13 protein-coding genes are annotated in these 16,143 nt (G+C 38.8%); 9 read left to right on the forward strand and 4 right to left on the reverse strand.

Annotation, left to right across the window (positions count from 1 at the left end):
• Positions 1 to 23 precede the first annotated feature (23 nt).
• From GTK47_RS17685 to fbpC, 6 genes are all read left to right on the forward strand, one after another.
• Complete coding sequence (locus GTK47_RS17685; RefSeq protein ID WP_023580792.1) at positions 24 to 656, forward strand: response regulator transcription factor; 633 nt, start codon at positions 24 to 26, stop codon at positions 654 to 656.
• Between the two features lies 1 nt (position 657).
• Entirely contained in the window at positions 658 to 2,214 is a 1,557-nt protein-coding gene (locus GTK47_RS17690) for an MASE1 domain-containing protein (RefSeq protein ID WP_165125673.1), read from the forward strand.
• Positions 2,215 to 2,281: 67 nt separating this feature from the next.
• Entirely contained in the window at positions 2,282 to 3,634 is a 1,353-nt protein-coding gene (gene uhpC, locus GTK47_RS17695; RefSeq protein WP_277603169.1) for an MFS transporter family glucose-6-phosphate receptor UhpC, read from the forward strand.
• A 2-nt stretch (positions 3,635 to 3,636) separates the two neighbouring features.
• A complete protein-coding gene (locus tag GTK47_RS17700) occupies positions 3,637 to 4,668 on the forward strand; it encodes an ABC transporter substrate-binding protein (RefSeq protein ID WP_069368510.1) in 1,032 nt (343 codons plus the stop codon).
• Between the two features lie 74 nt (positions 4,669 to 4,742).
• On the forward strand, positions 4,743 to 6,821 hold the full coding sequence (locus GTK47_RS17705) for an iron ABC transporter permease (RefSeq protein WP_165125679.1): 2,079 nt from the start codon (positions 4,743 to 4,745) through the stop codon (positions 6,819 to 6,821).
• Between the two features lie 15 nt (positions 6,822 to 6,836).
• The gene (gene fbpC, locus GTK47_RS17710) at positions 6,837 to 7,877 is read left to right on the forward strand and encodes a ferric ABC transporter ATP-binding protein (protein WP_165125682.1); all 1,041 of its coding nucleotides are present in this window, start codon (positions 6,837 to 6,839) and stop codon (positions 7,875 to 7,877) included.
• Between the two features lie 237 nt (positions 7,878 to 8,114).
• On the opposite strand, the gene GTK47_RS17715 is transcribed toward fbpC, so the two are convergent.
• Positions 8,115 to 9,443 carry a D-serine ammonia-lyase gene (locus tag GTK47_RS17715; RefSeq protein ID WP_165125685.1) on the reverse strand — a complete coding sequence of 443 codons (1,329 nt, stop codon included), beginning with the start codon at positions 9,441 to 9,443 and terminating at the stop codon, positions 8,115 to 8,117.
• A 12-nt stretch (positions 9,444 to 9,455) separates the two neighbouring features.
• The gene (gene dsdX, locus GTK47_RS17720; protein ID WP_100159298.1) at positions 9,456 to 10,793 is read right to left on the reverse strand and encodes a D-serine transporter DsdX; all 1,338 of its coding nucleotides are present in this window, start codon (positions 10,791 to 10,793) and stop codon (positions 9,456 to 9,458) included.
• A gap of 223 nt (positions 10,794 to 11,016) precedes the next feature.
• Between dsdX and dsdC the strand changes: the two genes are divergently transcribed.
• Both dsdC and GTK47_RS17730 read left to right on the forward strand, forming a co-directional pair.
• Positions 11,017 to 11,961 carry a DNA-binding transcriptional regulator DsdC gene (gene dsdC / locus GTK47_RS17725; RefSeq protein ID WP_165125688.1) on the forward strand — a complete coding sequence of 315 codons (945 nt, stop codon included), beginning with the start codon at positions 11,017 to 11,019 and terminating at the stop codon, positions 11,959 to 11,961.
• 18 nt (positions 11,962 to 11,979) lie between these two features.
• Entirely contained in the window at positions 11,980 to 12,636 is a 657-nt protein-coding gene (locus GTK47_RS17730; protein WP_165125691.1) for a hypothetical protein, read from the forward strand.
• A gap of 80 nt (positions 12,637 to 12,716) precedes the next feature.
• Here the strand turns inward: GTK47_RS17730 and GTK47_RS17735 are convergent, their stop codons facing one another.
• Together GTK47_RS17735 and gss are read right to left on the reverse strand one after the other, a co-directional pair.
• Positions 12,717 to 13,070 (reverse strand): hypothetical protein, encoded by a 354-nt coding sequence (locus GTK47_RS17735; protein WP_165125694.1) that lies wholly within the window; start codon positions 13,068 to 13,070, stop codon positions 12,717 to 12,719.
• An 89-nt stretch (positions 13,071 to 13,159) separates the two neighbouring features.
• Positions 13,160 to 15,037, reverse strand: a complete 1,878-nt coding sequence (gene gss / locus GTK47_RS17740) for a bifunctional glutathionylspermidine amidase/synthase (protein ID WP_165125697.1) — start codon at positions 15,035 to 15,037, stop codon at positions 13,160 to 13,162.
• A gap of 602 nt (positions 15,038 to 15,639) precedes the next feature.
• Here gss and GTK47_RS17745 point away from each other — a divergent pair.
• Positions 15,640 to 15,927: a helix-turn-helix transcriptional regulator gene (locus tag GTK47_RS17745; protein WP_072063612.1), complete on the forward strand. Its 288-nt coding sequence runs from the start codon at positions 15,640 to 15,642 to the stop codon at positions 15,925 to 15,927.
• Positions 15,928 to 16,143 lie beyond the last annotated feature (216 nt).

The following is a 16,143-nucleotide window of genomic DNA, read 5'->3' on the forward strand; positions in this document are numbered from 1 at the left end:
TACTCTCTGACTAATAAAAAATTATGATAAAAGTTGCTTTAGTAGATGATCACATTGTTGTGCGTTCTGGTTTTGCACAACTCTTAATGCTAGAACCCGATATTCACATCGTGGGTGAATATTCTAATGGACAAGAAGCATGGCCTTATTTAGCACATGACGATATTGATGTTGCCGTTATGGATCTCTCTATGCCCGGCGAAAGTGGTCTACAACTCCAAAGCCGTTTAAAACAAAAACGCCCTGATTTCCGAACTATTATTTTAAGTATCTATGACACCCCAGCCTTTGTTCAAAGTGCTCTAGACTCTGGTGCTCGCGGTTATTTAACCAAACGTTGTGGCCCTGAAGAGTTGGTACAAGCGGTACGCGCTGTACATCAAGGTGGTTGTTATCTCTGCTCTGATGCCATGAAAGCATTGCGACAAACACCTGAAAAAGAAGATGCACTCCATACTTTAACGCCTCGTGAAAGAGAGATTTTTAATCTGTTAGTTCAAGGTGTTAATGTCAAAACCATTGCTGTACAACTTAATCTTAGCCATAAGACCGTACACGTTCATCGAGCCAATGTACTGGGTAAATTAGGCTGTGAAACCACCATCGATTTAGTTCATTTCGCTTTAAAGAATCAGTTGATCACAGGCTCGCTGTAATATGAAAAGGGGACTGCGTTTTCTTCTTCAATCCCTCTTTTTATTACTCACCTACTCTTTACTTTGGCTGTCACTTTGGGTGATTGGCTTCTATTTAAGTAAAAATGGGCAACAAGCCGCTCTTTTCTTACCTCAAGGCCTACGATTAGCCCTGATAATTTTACTCTGGCGTCGCTTTTGGCTTCCGATGTTATTTGCAGAATGGGGGCTTTATTACTGGTTAACACAAGAGCAGTTAATTACCCATGCCATTATTTATCTCTCACCAATACTAAGCCTCGTTGTCGCGCTAGAAGTTCAGCGTATTTGGTGGCGATACCCGCTTTATTGGCAACGATTAACCCTATTAATTGGTGCCGTGGGTTTTAACAGCCTACTACAAGCCTTTATTCTCGGTTTCTTTATTAATACCACCAGCGGGATTTTCCTCACATCGGTAACAGGTGGCATATTGCTCGCACCTTTTGTCTTTTTACTTTATGAATATCTTCGTGAATTACAAAGTCGCGCCTTGGTTTCTGATGGTACTCCAGATCCTCCGCTAAGAACTTCCTTGCTGATGTGGGGATTTCTATTTTGCCTGATCGGGTTAAGTGCTCAGTTTTTTTTAACACCCGAAATAGAGCGTTTATTAGTTATCCTTGTGTTTATTCCTAATGTCTTTATGGCTTACCGTTATGGCTGGCAAGGTGGCGTTTTATCCGCACTGTTAGGCAGTTTAATTATTACTTTTGCTCGCCAAGTCAATGGCGCGTTTAATGATTTGCGTGAATTAGAAATGTTCTTAACCACACAAGCCATTATTGGTATTGGCTTAGGAATTGCGATTAGTCGTCAACAGCAACTAGCTCATAATTTACGTCATTACCGTTTACGCCTAGAACAAGAATTACAAGCTCGCCGCAACTTAATGGAAAAACTGGTTCATACCGAAGAGGATGTTAAAAAAGCCATTGCTCGTGAATTACATGATGAAATTGGGCAGAATATTACGGCGATCCAAATTCAATCGATGCTAATCAAAAGAACGGCGGATAACGACAAAACACGCCAAACCGGAGAGCAAATCGAACGGCTCGCCCTACAAATTCATCAATCTACACGTCAACTACTCCGACAATTACGCCCTCCTGTTTTAGAAGAGATGTCGCTTGAAAAAGCCCTTCATCATTTAATCAATGAGTTTGCTTTTGATGACAATGGCATTACCTGTAATTTTAATTACTCGTTAGATAAAGAGCCTGAAAACGAAACCATTATTTTTACTCTCTACCGTTTGGTGCAAGAGCTGTTAAACAACATTAGTAAACATGCTAACGCAACCTATATCCAAATCTCACTAACTCAAAATAAAAACCGTTTACGGTTAATTATTAGTGACAATGGCGTTGGTATGTTACCGACATCATTATCAGCACAACAAAGCAGTGGCTTTGGGTTACGAGGAATAGAAGAACGCATTCGCGCTTTAGGCGGAGAATGGGAAGTGATTAACCATCACGGTACGAAAATAATTGTTAACTTACCCACAAATTCAAAAGAAAACAATGAAAACTAAGAATAAGTCTTAGTCATCTACAACCTTATCTCATTCTTTTTCGCGACATTTTTTTTACATTTGCAACATCAAAGAGGATGTTATGTCAGGTAAAAATTCGGCATCAATTAATAAGACCTATAACTTTTGGCGCAAAAATTTAATGCTGTCGATGATTATCGGTTATGCCACTTTCTATCTCACACGTAAAAGCGTCAACTTTGTCATGCCCGTTATGCAGGTTGAATTGAATTTAGATAAAGGAGATATCGGTTGGATAGCCAGCCTTTTTTATCTCACTTACGGTTTATCTAAATTTGTTTCCGGTATTTTCCATGACAAATGGGGATACCGCTGGTTTATGGGTGTGGGATTAGTCATGACAGGCATTATGAATATTATTTTTGCCTATTGTCTTTCGTTTCCCGCGCTGCTTTTGGTCTGGGCACTAAATGGTTTCTTTCAAGGCTTTGGCTGGCCTCCTTGTGCAAGGTTGTTAACACACTGGTATTCACGCAATGAACGCGGTTTCTGGTGGGGATTATGGAATATCTCAATCAACCTTGGCGGGATGAGTCTTCCCATTTTAACTGCGTGGCTAGCGACGCATTATAGTTGGCAAGTCGCACTGCTTGTTCCCGGTATTATCGGCATCATCATCGGGTTGTGGTTGTGTGTACGATTAAAAGGTACTCCTGCAGAGGAAGGACTTCCTACTGTGGGTATGTGGCGGCGCGATGTTTTTGAATTACGTCAAGAGCAGGCATCTCCCCCAAAACCTATGTTAACTATTTTGAAAGAGAGCATTTTATTTAACCGAATGATTTGGTTACTGGGTTTTTCCTATATTTTAGTTTATCTCATACGTATGGCGATTAACGATTGGGGAAATATCTGGTTATCAGAAACACATGGCGCCAACTTATTGAGTGCTAATGCCATTCTCTCTTTATTTGAAGTGGGTGGCTTACTTGGCGCGTTATGTTCAGGCTGGGGCTCGGATTTATTATTCCGTGGCCAACGAGCACCAATGATATTGCTGTTTTCACTCGGGCTTTTTACCGCCGTAACAGCACTTTGGTTAATTCCAATTCATCATTATGCTTTGCTCGCAGCCTGTTTTTTTAGTATCGGTTTTTTTGTGTTCGGACCACAGATGTTAATCGGGCTTGCTGCAACAGAATATTGCCATAAAAACGCAGCAGGCACGGTAACTGGCTACTTGGGATTGTTTGCCTATTTAGGGGCGGCAATGGCAGGTTGGCCATTAAGTCAGGTCATGGCGCATTATGGTTGGACTGGGATGTTTGCATTATTAACCAGTGCTGCGGCCTTAATGGGACTCTTACTAATGCCATTGTTGATTGCTGATGTTAGCAAACAAGAGCATTTAATTGGCCCACTTTCATTTTCCGATGACGACACATTTAAAAGGTTCTGAACATGAAATTGAAAACCCTCTCTACACTCGTTGCTGCTGGTCTGGCTCTTTCTGCGGTTAGCTTATCAACAAATGCGGCTGGTCGCTTAGTGGTTTACTGTAGTGCGACAAATGCAATGTGTGAGGCTGAAACAAAAGCCTTTGCCGAAAAGTATGATGTTAAAACAACCTTCGTTCGTAATGGTTCAGGAAGTACTTTAGCTAAAATCGAAGCTGAAAAACGTAATCCACAAGCTGACGTTTGGTATGGCGGTACAATGGACCCTCACTCACAAGCCGGTGAAATGGATCTACTAGAGCCTTATGTTTCTCCTAATCTCGATCAAATCATGCCACAATTCCGTGATCCAGCTAAACGCAAAGGTAACTACTCTTCTGCGGTATATGTCGGTATTTTAGGTTTCGGCGTCAATAAAGATCGTTTAAAAGAAAAAGGCATCGCAATTCCAACGTGCTGGAAAGATTTAATTAAACCTGAATATAAAGGTGAAATTCAAATCGCTGATCCACAAAGCTCAGGTACAGCTTACACAGCTCTTGCAACCTTTGACCAATTGTGGGGCACTGAACAAGCCTTTGATTATCTGAAGAAAATCAATACAAACATCTCTCAATACACCAAATCAGGTATTGCTCCAGCACGAAATGCAGCTCGTGGTGAAGCCGCTATTGGTATTGGTTTCTTACATGACTACTCATTAGAAGTTGAAAATGGCGCTCCACTTGAATTGATTTCACCTTGTGAAGGTACAGGCTATGAAATCGGTGGTGTGAGTATCATTAAAAATGCCCGCAATATGGATAACGCAAAATTATTCGTAGATTGGACACTCTCAAAAGAAGCTCAGGAAATTAGCTGGAAAGAAGGTAAATCTTACCAAATCCTAACCAATACCTCGGCTGAATCTTCACCAATGGCACTGAAATTATCAGACTTAAAACTCATTAACTACGACATGGATAAATATGGCGATAGCGAAGTGCGTAAAGAGCTGATTAATAAGTGGGTTACCGAAGTAAAAATGGGTAAATAGCTCATTAATAGAGCGAGATAACCTCTCGCTCTCTTTTTCTCATAATAATAAATACATTTACTCTCGGGGGATTTATGTCTCACACACTCGCTTTACCTGAAAAAAAGAGGCGGGATCCCATATTTTTATGGATCCTAATTGCATGGATGGCATTTGCTTTACTGCCGTCATGGAGCCTTGATTACGGTCTTTTAGATTCTACAGCAGATGAATTGCTCACCTCTTACGGCTGGAGTAGCGTCAATATCAGTTGGCTCTGGTTTTTATTACCGAGTTTACTGTTATTTCGCCCATTAACTGCTCCTAAGCGTGAAAATCGCTCTCGCCACTATTTTGATGCAGGTTTTGCGCTATTTTGTGCATTTATTGCGATCCTTAGTGCAACTCTTGAAGGGCGTGGTTTAGGTTACTCTGCGATCATCCTCTTTATTTCTTTGGGAATGATCATGAAAACCGCCTTAACACGCCTGGAATGGCTGGGTGGTGACAGCTTTGTTATTGGCTCTTTAATCGCCGTTGTTGCGCTGATTGGCGCCTTTATCATCTTCCCAAGTATCGCTATTTTTATTCCGATGTTTAAAGATAGTGCGGGTAATTTTGCTCCTTTTGAGTTTATCGCTATTTTAAGCCAAGCTCATATTGTACAAGTGATGCTCAACTCTATTGTGCTCTCTATCGCAGTGGGTATCGGTTGTACTTTCTTTGGTTTAATTTTGGCAATTTATACGTCTCGTATTGCGGTACGTTCTGCCATTATTGGTCGTGTATTTTCTATCTTACCTATTGTTACACCTCCTTTTGTTGTCGGTTTAGGCGTGACATTAATGATGGGACGCTCTGGCTATGTAACCGAGTTTCTCGCGACTTACGCAGGACTGGAAAATACCAACTGGTTATACGGTTTTACAGGGATTTGGTTAGCTCAAGTACTCGCCTTTACCCCAATGTCATTTATGATTTTAGATGGTGCTATAAAAACCATTCATCCTTCATTGGAAGAAGCGTCTTACACCTTAAGAGCTAACCGCTATCAAACCTTCTTTAACGTCTTTATGCCGTTACTTAAGCCCGCGTTAGCCAATGCGTTTTTAATTGTGATTGTGCAATCTCTGGCCGACTTTAGTAACCCTCTGGTTTTAGGGGGCAACTTTGACGTTATCGCCACACAAATTTACTTCTATATCACAGGCTCTCAGCTGGATTATCAATCAGCCAGCACATTAGGTGCGTCACTGCTAGTTTTCTCACTATTAGTGTTCTGTGTGCAGTATATGTGGATTGGTAAACGCTCTTACGTCACGGTATCAGGTAAATCTTATCGCGGTGATGTTCAACCTCTTCCGTCTTCACTGATTGCATTTGTGACTACCGTTTTAGGTATTTGGGTTGTCTTTAATATCCTGCTCTATGGCAGTATTTTCTACGGCAGTTTCACTGTTAACTGGGGGGTTGATTACACCTTAACATTCGATAACTTTATCAAACTATTTGGTCAAGGAATGAGTGACGGTGCATGGCCTTCGTTGTTAGATACCTTGTTATATGCAGGTATTGCGGCGCCGATTACAGCCATTCTCGGACTATTAATTGCCTATATCGTAGTACGCCAAGACTTTAAAGGTAAAAAAAGTATCGAGTTCACGACAATGCTTTGTTTCGCTGTACCGGGAACCGTCGCTGGTGTCTCTTATATTCTGGCGTTTAACGACTCACCTTTCTATTTAACGGGAACGGCTGCCATTGTCATTATCTCTATGACAATGCGTAACGTACCAGTGGGAATACGTGCAGGTATTGCGGGATTAGGACAAATTGATAAATCTCTTGATGAAGCCTCTCTAAGTTTAAGAGCGAACTCAATGAGAACCATTTTCTATGTGCTATTACCGTTATTACGCCCTGCTATTTTATCTGCGCTGATTTATAGCTTTGTGCGTGCCATTACCACAGTCAGTGCCATCGTTTTCCTTGTTACACCGGATACACGCGTTGCCACCGCTTATATTTTAAACCGTGTTGAAGATGGTGAATACGGCGTCGCAATTGCCTACGGCTCGATTTTAATCGTTGTGATGTTGGCAATTATTTTCTTATTTGACTATTTGATTGGCGAAGCCCGTGTTTCACGCTCTAAAGCCAAAAATGCACAGTAATACGGAGTATAAATCATGACACAACAACATTTCGTTGAACTGAAAAATGTAATCAAGCGTTTTGGCTCTAACACGGTAATTGAAGATCTCAGTTTGTCTATTCCACAAGGCAAAATGGTTTCATTATTGGGGCCTTCAGGTTGTGGTAAAACAACGGTGTTACGTTTAGTTGCAGGGTTAGAAAAACCGACAGAAGGTAAGATTTTTATTGATGGTGAGGATGTTACCGACCGTTCAATCCAGCAACGTGATATTTGTATGGTGTTTCAGTCTTACGCCCTTTTCCCTCATATGTCTTTGGGGGAAAACATTGGCTATGGCTTAAAAATGCTAGGACGTCCTAAAGCTGAAATTAAACAACGTGTCTCTGAAGCTTTAGAGCTGGTGGATTTAGCCGGTTTTGAAGACCGCTTTGTTGACCAAATATCGGGTGGGCAACAGCAACGTGTCGCCTTAGCACGTGCGCTAATTTTAAAGCCTAAAGTGTTACTTTTTGATGAACCACTGAGTAACCTTGATGCGAACTTACGCCGTAGTATGAGAGAAAAAATTCGTGAATTACAACAACAGTTTAATATCACCTCTCTTTACGTAACTCATGACCAAAGTGAAGCTTTTGCGGTTTCTGATATGGTTTTAGTAATGAATAAAGGGAAGATAATGCAATTAGGTTCACCGCAAAATCTTTATCGCCAACCTGCTTCTGAATTTATGGCAAGCTTTATGGGAGATGCAAACTTATTCCCAGCCATATTGGGCGATGATTATGTTGATATCTTCCAATATCGTTTACCAAAACCAGACACATTTAATACGACAAAAACAGAAGTTAGAGTGGGCGTTAGACCTGAAGCGATCACCTTATCTCAACAAGGTGATGCCTGTCAGCAATGCAAAATAGTCCATGTCGCTTATATGGGACCTCAATATGAAGTCACTGTGGAATGGCAAAATCAAACCTTGCTATTACAAGTTAATGCCACACAACTTCAACCAAATGTAGGCGATAGCTACTATCTGCAAATCCATCCTTATGGCATGTTTATTTTAGAATAAACAGAATATTGAATAGCATAAAAGTAAGCGAGGCACCCAATGGGTGCCTCTTTTTTATAATAATACTACGACATTTTCCCCTGGTGTGACATCCTGGTGTGAATGTTTGATGTAACACTTGGTGTAACACATTGCTACGCTATTATTGTTTTAGATAACGATTAGAGATACTTGTACTACTCCCTTTATTTTTTAAGATGCTATCAGAACAAAAGCTGATAGCATCCGTTCTACACTCTATTTTCCTTGAGCGAGATATTTTTGCATTTCATCCGCAGGAACCATACCACCGCCAGTCGCCCATACTAAATGCGTTGCATTTTGCATTTTTTGACTGTCTAGTGATAAACCTTGCAGATAATCTTTAGCTTGAGTGACATGAACAGCACCTGCCATTCCCGCTAAAGCCGAAGGTTCTAACTTAATCCCTTCTTCTTTATTTAATAAACTGAGTAAGTCATAAAGCTCTTGGTCATCAATAGTGTAATAACCATCAATTAAGCGCTCCATTGCACGACCTACAAAGCCTGATGCACGACCAACCGCAAGACCATCAGCTGCAGTGATGTTATCGATACCAATCTCTTGTACTGAAATGCCTTCATGTAATTGGGTATAAACGCCCAATAACATACAAGGTGAGTGCGTTGGCTCTGCAAATAAGCAGTGTACCGCGTCACCAAATGCCAGTTTCAGCCCAAAAGCAACACCACCAGGACCACCACCAACACCACAAGGCAGATAAACAAACAGAGGATGTTCACTATCAACACGAACACCTTGTTCTTCAAATTGGCGTTTTAAACGTAATCCTGCTACCGCATAACCCAAGAATAATGTTTTTGAGTTTTCATCATCGATAAAGAAACAGTTAGGATCTTTCTCTGCTTCTTTACGACCTTCTTCTACCGCGATACTGTAATCTTGTTCATATTCAACAACATTTACGCCATGAGAGCGTAATTTATCTTTCTTCCACTGACGTGCATCAGCAGACATATGAACACTCACACTAAAGCCTAATTTCGCACTCATGATCCCAATAGACATACCTAAGTTGCCTGTTGAACCTACTGCGATACTATATTGGCTAAAGAACTCACGGAATTTATCAGAAAATAATTTTTCATAATTATCATCTGTACTTAATAATCCCGCGTTAATCGCCAATTTCTCAGCATGAGTCAGTACTTCATAAATTCCACCACGTGCTTTAATTGAACCTGAAATAGGCAGATGACTGTCCTTTTTCAAACGCAATTGGCCACTAATGGCGGTGTTATAACGCTTTTCAAGAGCAACTTTCATCTTAGGAATATCAATCACTTCTGATTCGATGATCCCTTTAGTAATAGCTGTTTCTGGAAATGCTTTAGCTAAATAAGGTGCAAAACGTTGTAATCGTGCTTGTGCGTCAATTACGTCATCTTGCGTTAGACCAACATATGGAAGTCCCTGGTCAGTGGTGGTCACTTTTGGGTTAAACCAAACCACTTCTTTTAAGTCCACTAAGTCATTAACTAGTGGAAAATTACTTTTTAATTTATTTATATCTATATGGTTCATAGTCGTTCTCTTTTATATGACAAAAGAAAGCATAAATGTACCGCCTAATGCGACAAAGGAGGCAATAAAGGTCGCGACACTGTAAAAACGAAAAGTTTCACTTAAAGTTGCATTACAATACTGTTTCACTAACCAAAACAATGAGTCTGTGACGATGGTACAACCAATAGCACCTGAACCAATTGCTAATGTAATAATTTCAGGGCTAATGTCTGGATATAAAGGCATTAGTGGTGCAACAATTGCAGTAGCGCCCATCATTGCTACAGTTGCAGAACCAACAGCAGCATGAAGGATAATGGCGACTAACCAAGCCAATAAAATTGGATGCATATCCAAGTTAGAAAGAATTAACGCTAAAGATTCACTTAAACCACTACCTTTTAAAATGCCGTTAAAAGCACCACCCGCACCAATAATTAATAAGATGTTGGCAATAGAGCTAAAGCTATCTTCTGTTTTCTTTAATAAAGTATTCATGCCCATATTACGGCGAATACCTAACACATAATAAGCAACAAAGGCAGCAATAAACATCGCAGTAATTGGGTTACCAATAAACTGTAATGCGGTATAAACCGACGTACCTTTTGTCATATTTAATTCTGCTGCCGTTTTTATCAGCATCAGAACAATAGGTAATAAGACAGTAAACAGAGTCGCACCTAATGAAGGTAAATCTTTTTCTTCACGAATTTCCATATCAGAAAATTCTTCAGGTACGGTTTTAAATGGTAAGCGTTCACCTAATATTTTTAAGAATAGAGGACCACCGACTAAAGATGCAGCTAAGCCTACCGCAAGACCTGCAACAATAACGGTTCCCATATCTGCTCCTAATTCATTTGTTACGAATAGAGCAGCAGGATGAGGAGGAACAATACAGTGAACAGCCATTAATGCTGTACATAATGGAATTGCTAATTTTAATAATGATGTATTTGTTTTTTTCGCAATTGAGAAAGCAAGAGGAATAAGTAATACCACACCCACTTCAACAAAGAGTGTAATACCACAAATAAGACCAACCAATACCATAATAACGTCTGGAGATAACCAACGGCATTTTTGTAATGTAATACCGATGCGTTCTGCGGCACCGGATATTTCCATCATCTTACCAAGGATAGTGCCTAAACCGATAATTGCTGCTAAAAATCCTAACGTACCACCAATACCATTTTCAATCGCATTTACCATTTCTAAAGGATTCATCTTCATTGCAGTACCCACAAAGAAGCTTGCCAATAGTAAGGCTAAAAACGGATGAAACTTAAGTTTTATTATAGTAAAAACAATGAGCAAGATACTAATTATAAGAGTACCTAGCACCCATAATGTTGAATCCATATATCCATCCCAAATATTTTATTTATTGTTAATCATATTGAATATTAATCATTCGGCACTTACAAATGATGAAAATTTACACTAAGATGAACTCAGTTAACTCAAATAAGTGATCACAAGCACAAATAATCACATTATGACGAATAGTAGTATGGTATTTCATCTTAACATTACCTTGATTGTTAACTTACGTTACTATTAATAACAAAACGAGAATAAAAGAATGTTTGAATCTTCTAGCGTGATTTTAAGAAATAAACGATTATCCAGTTATCAATTAGCAAGACTTCACACTTTTGAAGCAACAGGACGTCACCTTTCATTTGCTTTAGCGGCAGAAGAGCTATCATTAACCCCTAGTGCCATTAGCCACCGTATTAATACATTGGAAGAAGAGTTAGGCATTAAGCTATTTAACCGCTTTCATCGCCGAATTGAGTTAACAGAAGAAGGAGAGCGTATCTATTGGGCACTTAAAAAAACACTAGAAGATATTAACCAAGAGATTTTGGATATTCATAATCAAGAAGTCTCCGGTGTTCTCACTGTTTATTCTCGCCCTTCTATTGCTCAATGTTGGTTAGTCCCGCGTATTTCAGATTTTACTGAACGTTACCCCTCTATTGAATTGAATCTACTCACGGGAAATGACGATATTAACTTTCGAGGTTATGGTATTGATCTCGCAATCTATTTCGATGATAAGCAACTACAAAACCTTTATTGTGAAGATTTAATTTCAGAATCGATTATTCCTGTATGCAGCCCCGAATACGCAAAAAGTCATGAGCTTGTCGGCAATATTCATCATCTTTCTAATTGCACTTTGCTACATGATAGACAAGCGTGGAGTAATAACTCTGATTTTGACGAATGGCGGGCTTGGAGTGAATATATGGGGCTTTCACTTTTTCCTAATCGCAGCAATATCTGTTTTGACCGTTCTGATCTTGCTGTTATCGCTGCGGTGAACCACTCAGGAGTAGCAATGGGAAGAAAGCGTTTAGTCCAAAAACAACTGGCTAATAAAGAATTAGTTATTCCTTTTGATAATAGTGAGCTTTTTTGTGCTCAGCGTTATTACCTTGTCACTCGAAATGAAAAAAATAATGCTAAAGTACAGCTTTTCATTCAGTGGCTGAAAAAACAAATCAAGGAAAGCATGTAGTTTTTTAAGGAAAATCCGATGAAAGAGATGACCTTTACAACACAACAGATTATTGCCATTTCGGAATATGCAGGGCTAACGATCGCTAATAAAGAAAATATCACAGAAAATAAACGCTATATCCTCGTTGATTTGCTGGATGTGAAAACAGAGGAAGGGCTTTATTACGGAGCGGCGGTACTGGATTTTAGTAACGTTCATCGTAAAGCACGTATTTTAGAATTTAGCGACGAGGGCTATCAACGCGCACAAGCTCGCGAGAAACAAATTCAAGACTATAAAAATAATCGAAAAGCTCAAAAGCCTGATACTTACCAGCCTTCCATTCATCGTTATAGTCACTATACGGATTTTCAAATAAACCTAACCGCTATCTATCGCCGTTATGGTTATGAAATCGAATTTGATGCAGAAACCGAAAAAGTTTGGAGCTCTTTAGATCCCGATGGTGCGTTATTCGATTTACTCAAAAATGCAGATGATGCGCTTTCTTTATTAGAAGATTGTGAAATGACATGCTCTTATCATCAAGAAAACAAAGTATGGTCTGTCACTTCAATAGAAAATGACACTGTTGAACATAAATCACTCAACCGTGCTATTGCCGAATGTTTTTTATTAATGACAGATCATTATGCTGATGATTGGCCTAATATTGAAAACCTTCTTTATTAAAACAATAAATCATAAATAAAATCATTAATTATCAAAATATTATAGTTAATGATTTTAGACTTTATTAATAAGAATAAAATCTAACCCAAACACCGAAAAGCATCATACTCACGATAATAGTTAATTTCCTCAATTACCCACTGCAAGGTTTTTTGTTGGGCTTGTTGGGTTTGATAAAATAATGCTAAATCACAAACCACCATCCAGCCTCGCAAGTTTTTATCTTCAACCGCTTTGGGCATTTCCAGATCTTCATCATCAAGGTAAATCTCATCATCGGGTAATTCTTGAAGATAATCCCAAGGAATGTAATAAAAAATTGCCTGATTAGGATCACGCTCCCAAGTCGCAATTTCCGTATAAATCCACTCATTAGATTCAAGTGTTGAAAGCGTTGCTAATAACTCACTAAGTGTTTCAAATTTTTGTATCATTCTATTTCTCATTAAAGATCTCGTTATTTTTACAATAAACCCGCCAATTAGGCGGGTTTATTATTTCTTAATTCTAAACGTCTATGATCTTATTTAGCTAAAAAGTGTTTATCTTCAATCACTATTAAAGGCTCGATATCGCTCTCTTTTTTAATCACCAGAGTTGGGTCTGAACGTAAGCAACAACCACCATAATGCCCGCCAACAGTAAAGGTGCAAACTTGGATATAACGGTTTGCCACTTTTGGTAAGCACCATAGTTCTTGGTAAATATTTTCTTGATGATCAAATTGGCCATTGGTTTCATCTAAGACGTTCTCTTTATAATCCACTAAACCAATGTTACTACCACAACGTCCCGCAATAGGTTTAATTGCATAACCACTTTGAGCAAGGCGAGGCGTTACCGTGAAATCAGTATCTAATAAATAAGGGTTATCAGGGAACAATTGCCATAAAATCGGTAAAATGGCTTTATTACTAGGAATTAATGTCCAAAGAGGTTCAAAAACTGTAATTTCAGGACGTAAAAGCACATCGACTAACCGAACTTCATTTTCAGCATGTCCTGTACGAATAGGGATCAGTGCTTGTTGCTCACTCTCTTCTCTTAATTGGTCTAACGCCGTTTCCCAGGCCCATGTTTTCCAGACACATTCAACGACACGTTTGTCTGCATCAATTAATTGACCACGACTATTCCAATGAAGCTCATCTAACCCTCGTAGAATTTTACTGCTATAACCAGCTTGAGTCAGCGATTGTTGCATAAAGAGAGCATGATAATCTTCTTCGCTATCATCATCTTGAAGAATATGCACAAAAGGTTTCGCATCGCAGTGTTTCCAAGCATCGGCTAATGCATCAAGTAAACGTTCACCAGGGTTAAAACCGTCTTTAATTCCACCTTTCTGTGCCCATTTCTCGATAATTAAACCCGCTTCTGTATGGCAAGAGGCAGAGTCAGCATTATATTCATAAACTTTGACACCGCGTTCATCCATGCAAAAATCTAATCGTCCCGTGATCATTTGATGGCGCCTATTTTGCCATGACAAACGGATACGAGGCCACAACACTTCAGGGATATCGAATAAACGTAATAACTTATCGTCTTTTAACACTTTTTCTGTTGCATGCAGATACATCAAGTGCATTTCATTACTTGCGCGAATAAGTTCCTGCTCTGCACTTTCTGAGATGGTGAAATATTCATAGCTATCTTGATTAATAATATGGCCGTGTTGTGCAAGGACATAGGCTTTTTCTAGAGGCGAACTTTCATCTAACCACTTGCCATCTAATTGACCTTTATTATCAAGCTTTTCGGCATGGATATTTAATAACTCTGGCGCAATTTTAGGTTGAGGAAGGCTATAAGCATTAGGCTCTGTTTGGATCATCCAACCTAATAGCGTTGTATTATCAAAAGTATCTTGAATAAAGTAGCCGTTATCCGTCACTTTAAGAGGTAACTCTCTTGTCCACTGTTGCCCTGCTGGTAACCGAGTGTGGATAACATTTTGTTCTGCAATACGAATTTTATCTTCAAGCACTTCAGTAATAACAGCGACATGTCCAGTTACTTTAAACTCACCACCCTCTTGCCAAATCAGCAAAGCACCCACTGCTGGGGGTTGTTTGCTACCATTCGCGAAGGCTTGTAATGGCAATATATCGTCATCTATGGTTTTACGTAGAAAACGCAGTGAGAAGATCTCATAAGCCATTCCCACATCAGTAAATACAGCCCCATAATTCAAATAGAGAAAACGGCGAGCGAATTCAACACACTGCCACTTGTGCCCCATATATTCATTACCAATATAACTACGGAATGAATCATTAGCGGCATAGTCTTCTTTATCAATACTGCTGTAATCTGAAGAGTAAATCGCGACACCACCAGGCGCATAGCCTAACAATGTTCCAAATGGTTCATGACGAATGATATCTTTTACATTCATAATCTCGACCTTGACGATAAATAAATAATTACCCTACAACACTTATAATCTTACCTAAGTATTATAGTTAACAATCTTAACGCCGTAGCCTATTAGATGTGAATGTAATTTTATAAATTTCAATAAAGTGAGGATCGTTGTTTGAATTTCACATGGGTTTAAGAAAGGAAATCTCGACGATATAAAAAAAAACTCAAAAATAACCCATTATAAAAAGGCATAAAAGGTATTTTCGAGTATAAACACAGTCAAAGAGGGCTTTATCTTTTTTGTTATAGCTTCATTATTTACTCTTTATTAATCATAAATGCTAGCACAAATAACAGATAAAATGGCGTTTGGGCAATATATAGCACTGTTTATCAAAAAATTCTCGACTATCCTGCTAGAAAAAAGAAGGATATCAAAATAGTTTAATGAAAATTAATATCATCTTATAACATGACGGGTATAAATAATTCATCCAATTAACCGATAACACATTAGTATGGATTTTACTCATTCAAGCCGGAGTGCTTGTTTATTTTGAAGATCCATCACGGAAACTTGATATTCAATTTATTGGATATTATTGGTGGTTGATAGGAAGAATGAGGTCACTAATGTCAAAGATTTATCCCATTTCTCAAATTATTGGGCATAAAATTCGTAAACAACGCCAGCAACTTCGCTTGTCAGCAAAGGTTGTCGCTGAACGAGTCGGTATTAGCCAGCAACAATTTTCACGTTATGAGAATGGGCTATGTAAGATTGATGTTGATATGCTCTTTCATATTGCACAAGAGCTAAAAGTCACTCCTGCATTTTTCCTACCGCCAAATGAAGAACAAGTTTCTGCTGTAGCATTGACACAATCCAAACAGTTTTGGAGTGCTCAAAGTCAAATTTAATATTCTTGGTATGGAAATCTTCTGTTTTATCTTTTCATTAAGATAAATAAGATTTCCATATGTCATTCTTAATTAGATGATTTCATTGAGTATTATTACCTGAAATTATTAATTCCTTTCATATATTTCTTTTTGGACAACAAATTTTTTTCTTTTATAAAATAAAATGTTAGCGCTATTTTCACTGATTTTCCTGTCAACTTAAGCGATATTTTT

The organism is Proteus sp. ZN5, assembly GCF_011046025.1.
Taxonomy (GTDB): Bacteria; Pseudomonadota; Gammaproteobacteria; order Enterobacterales; family Enterobacteriaceae; genus Proteus.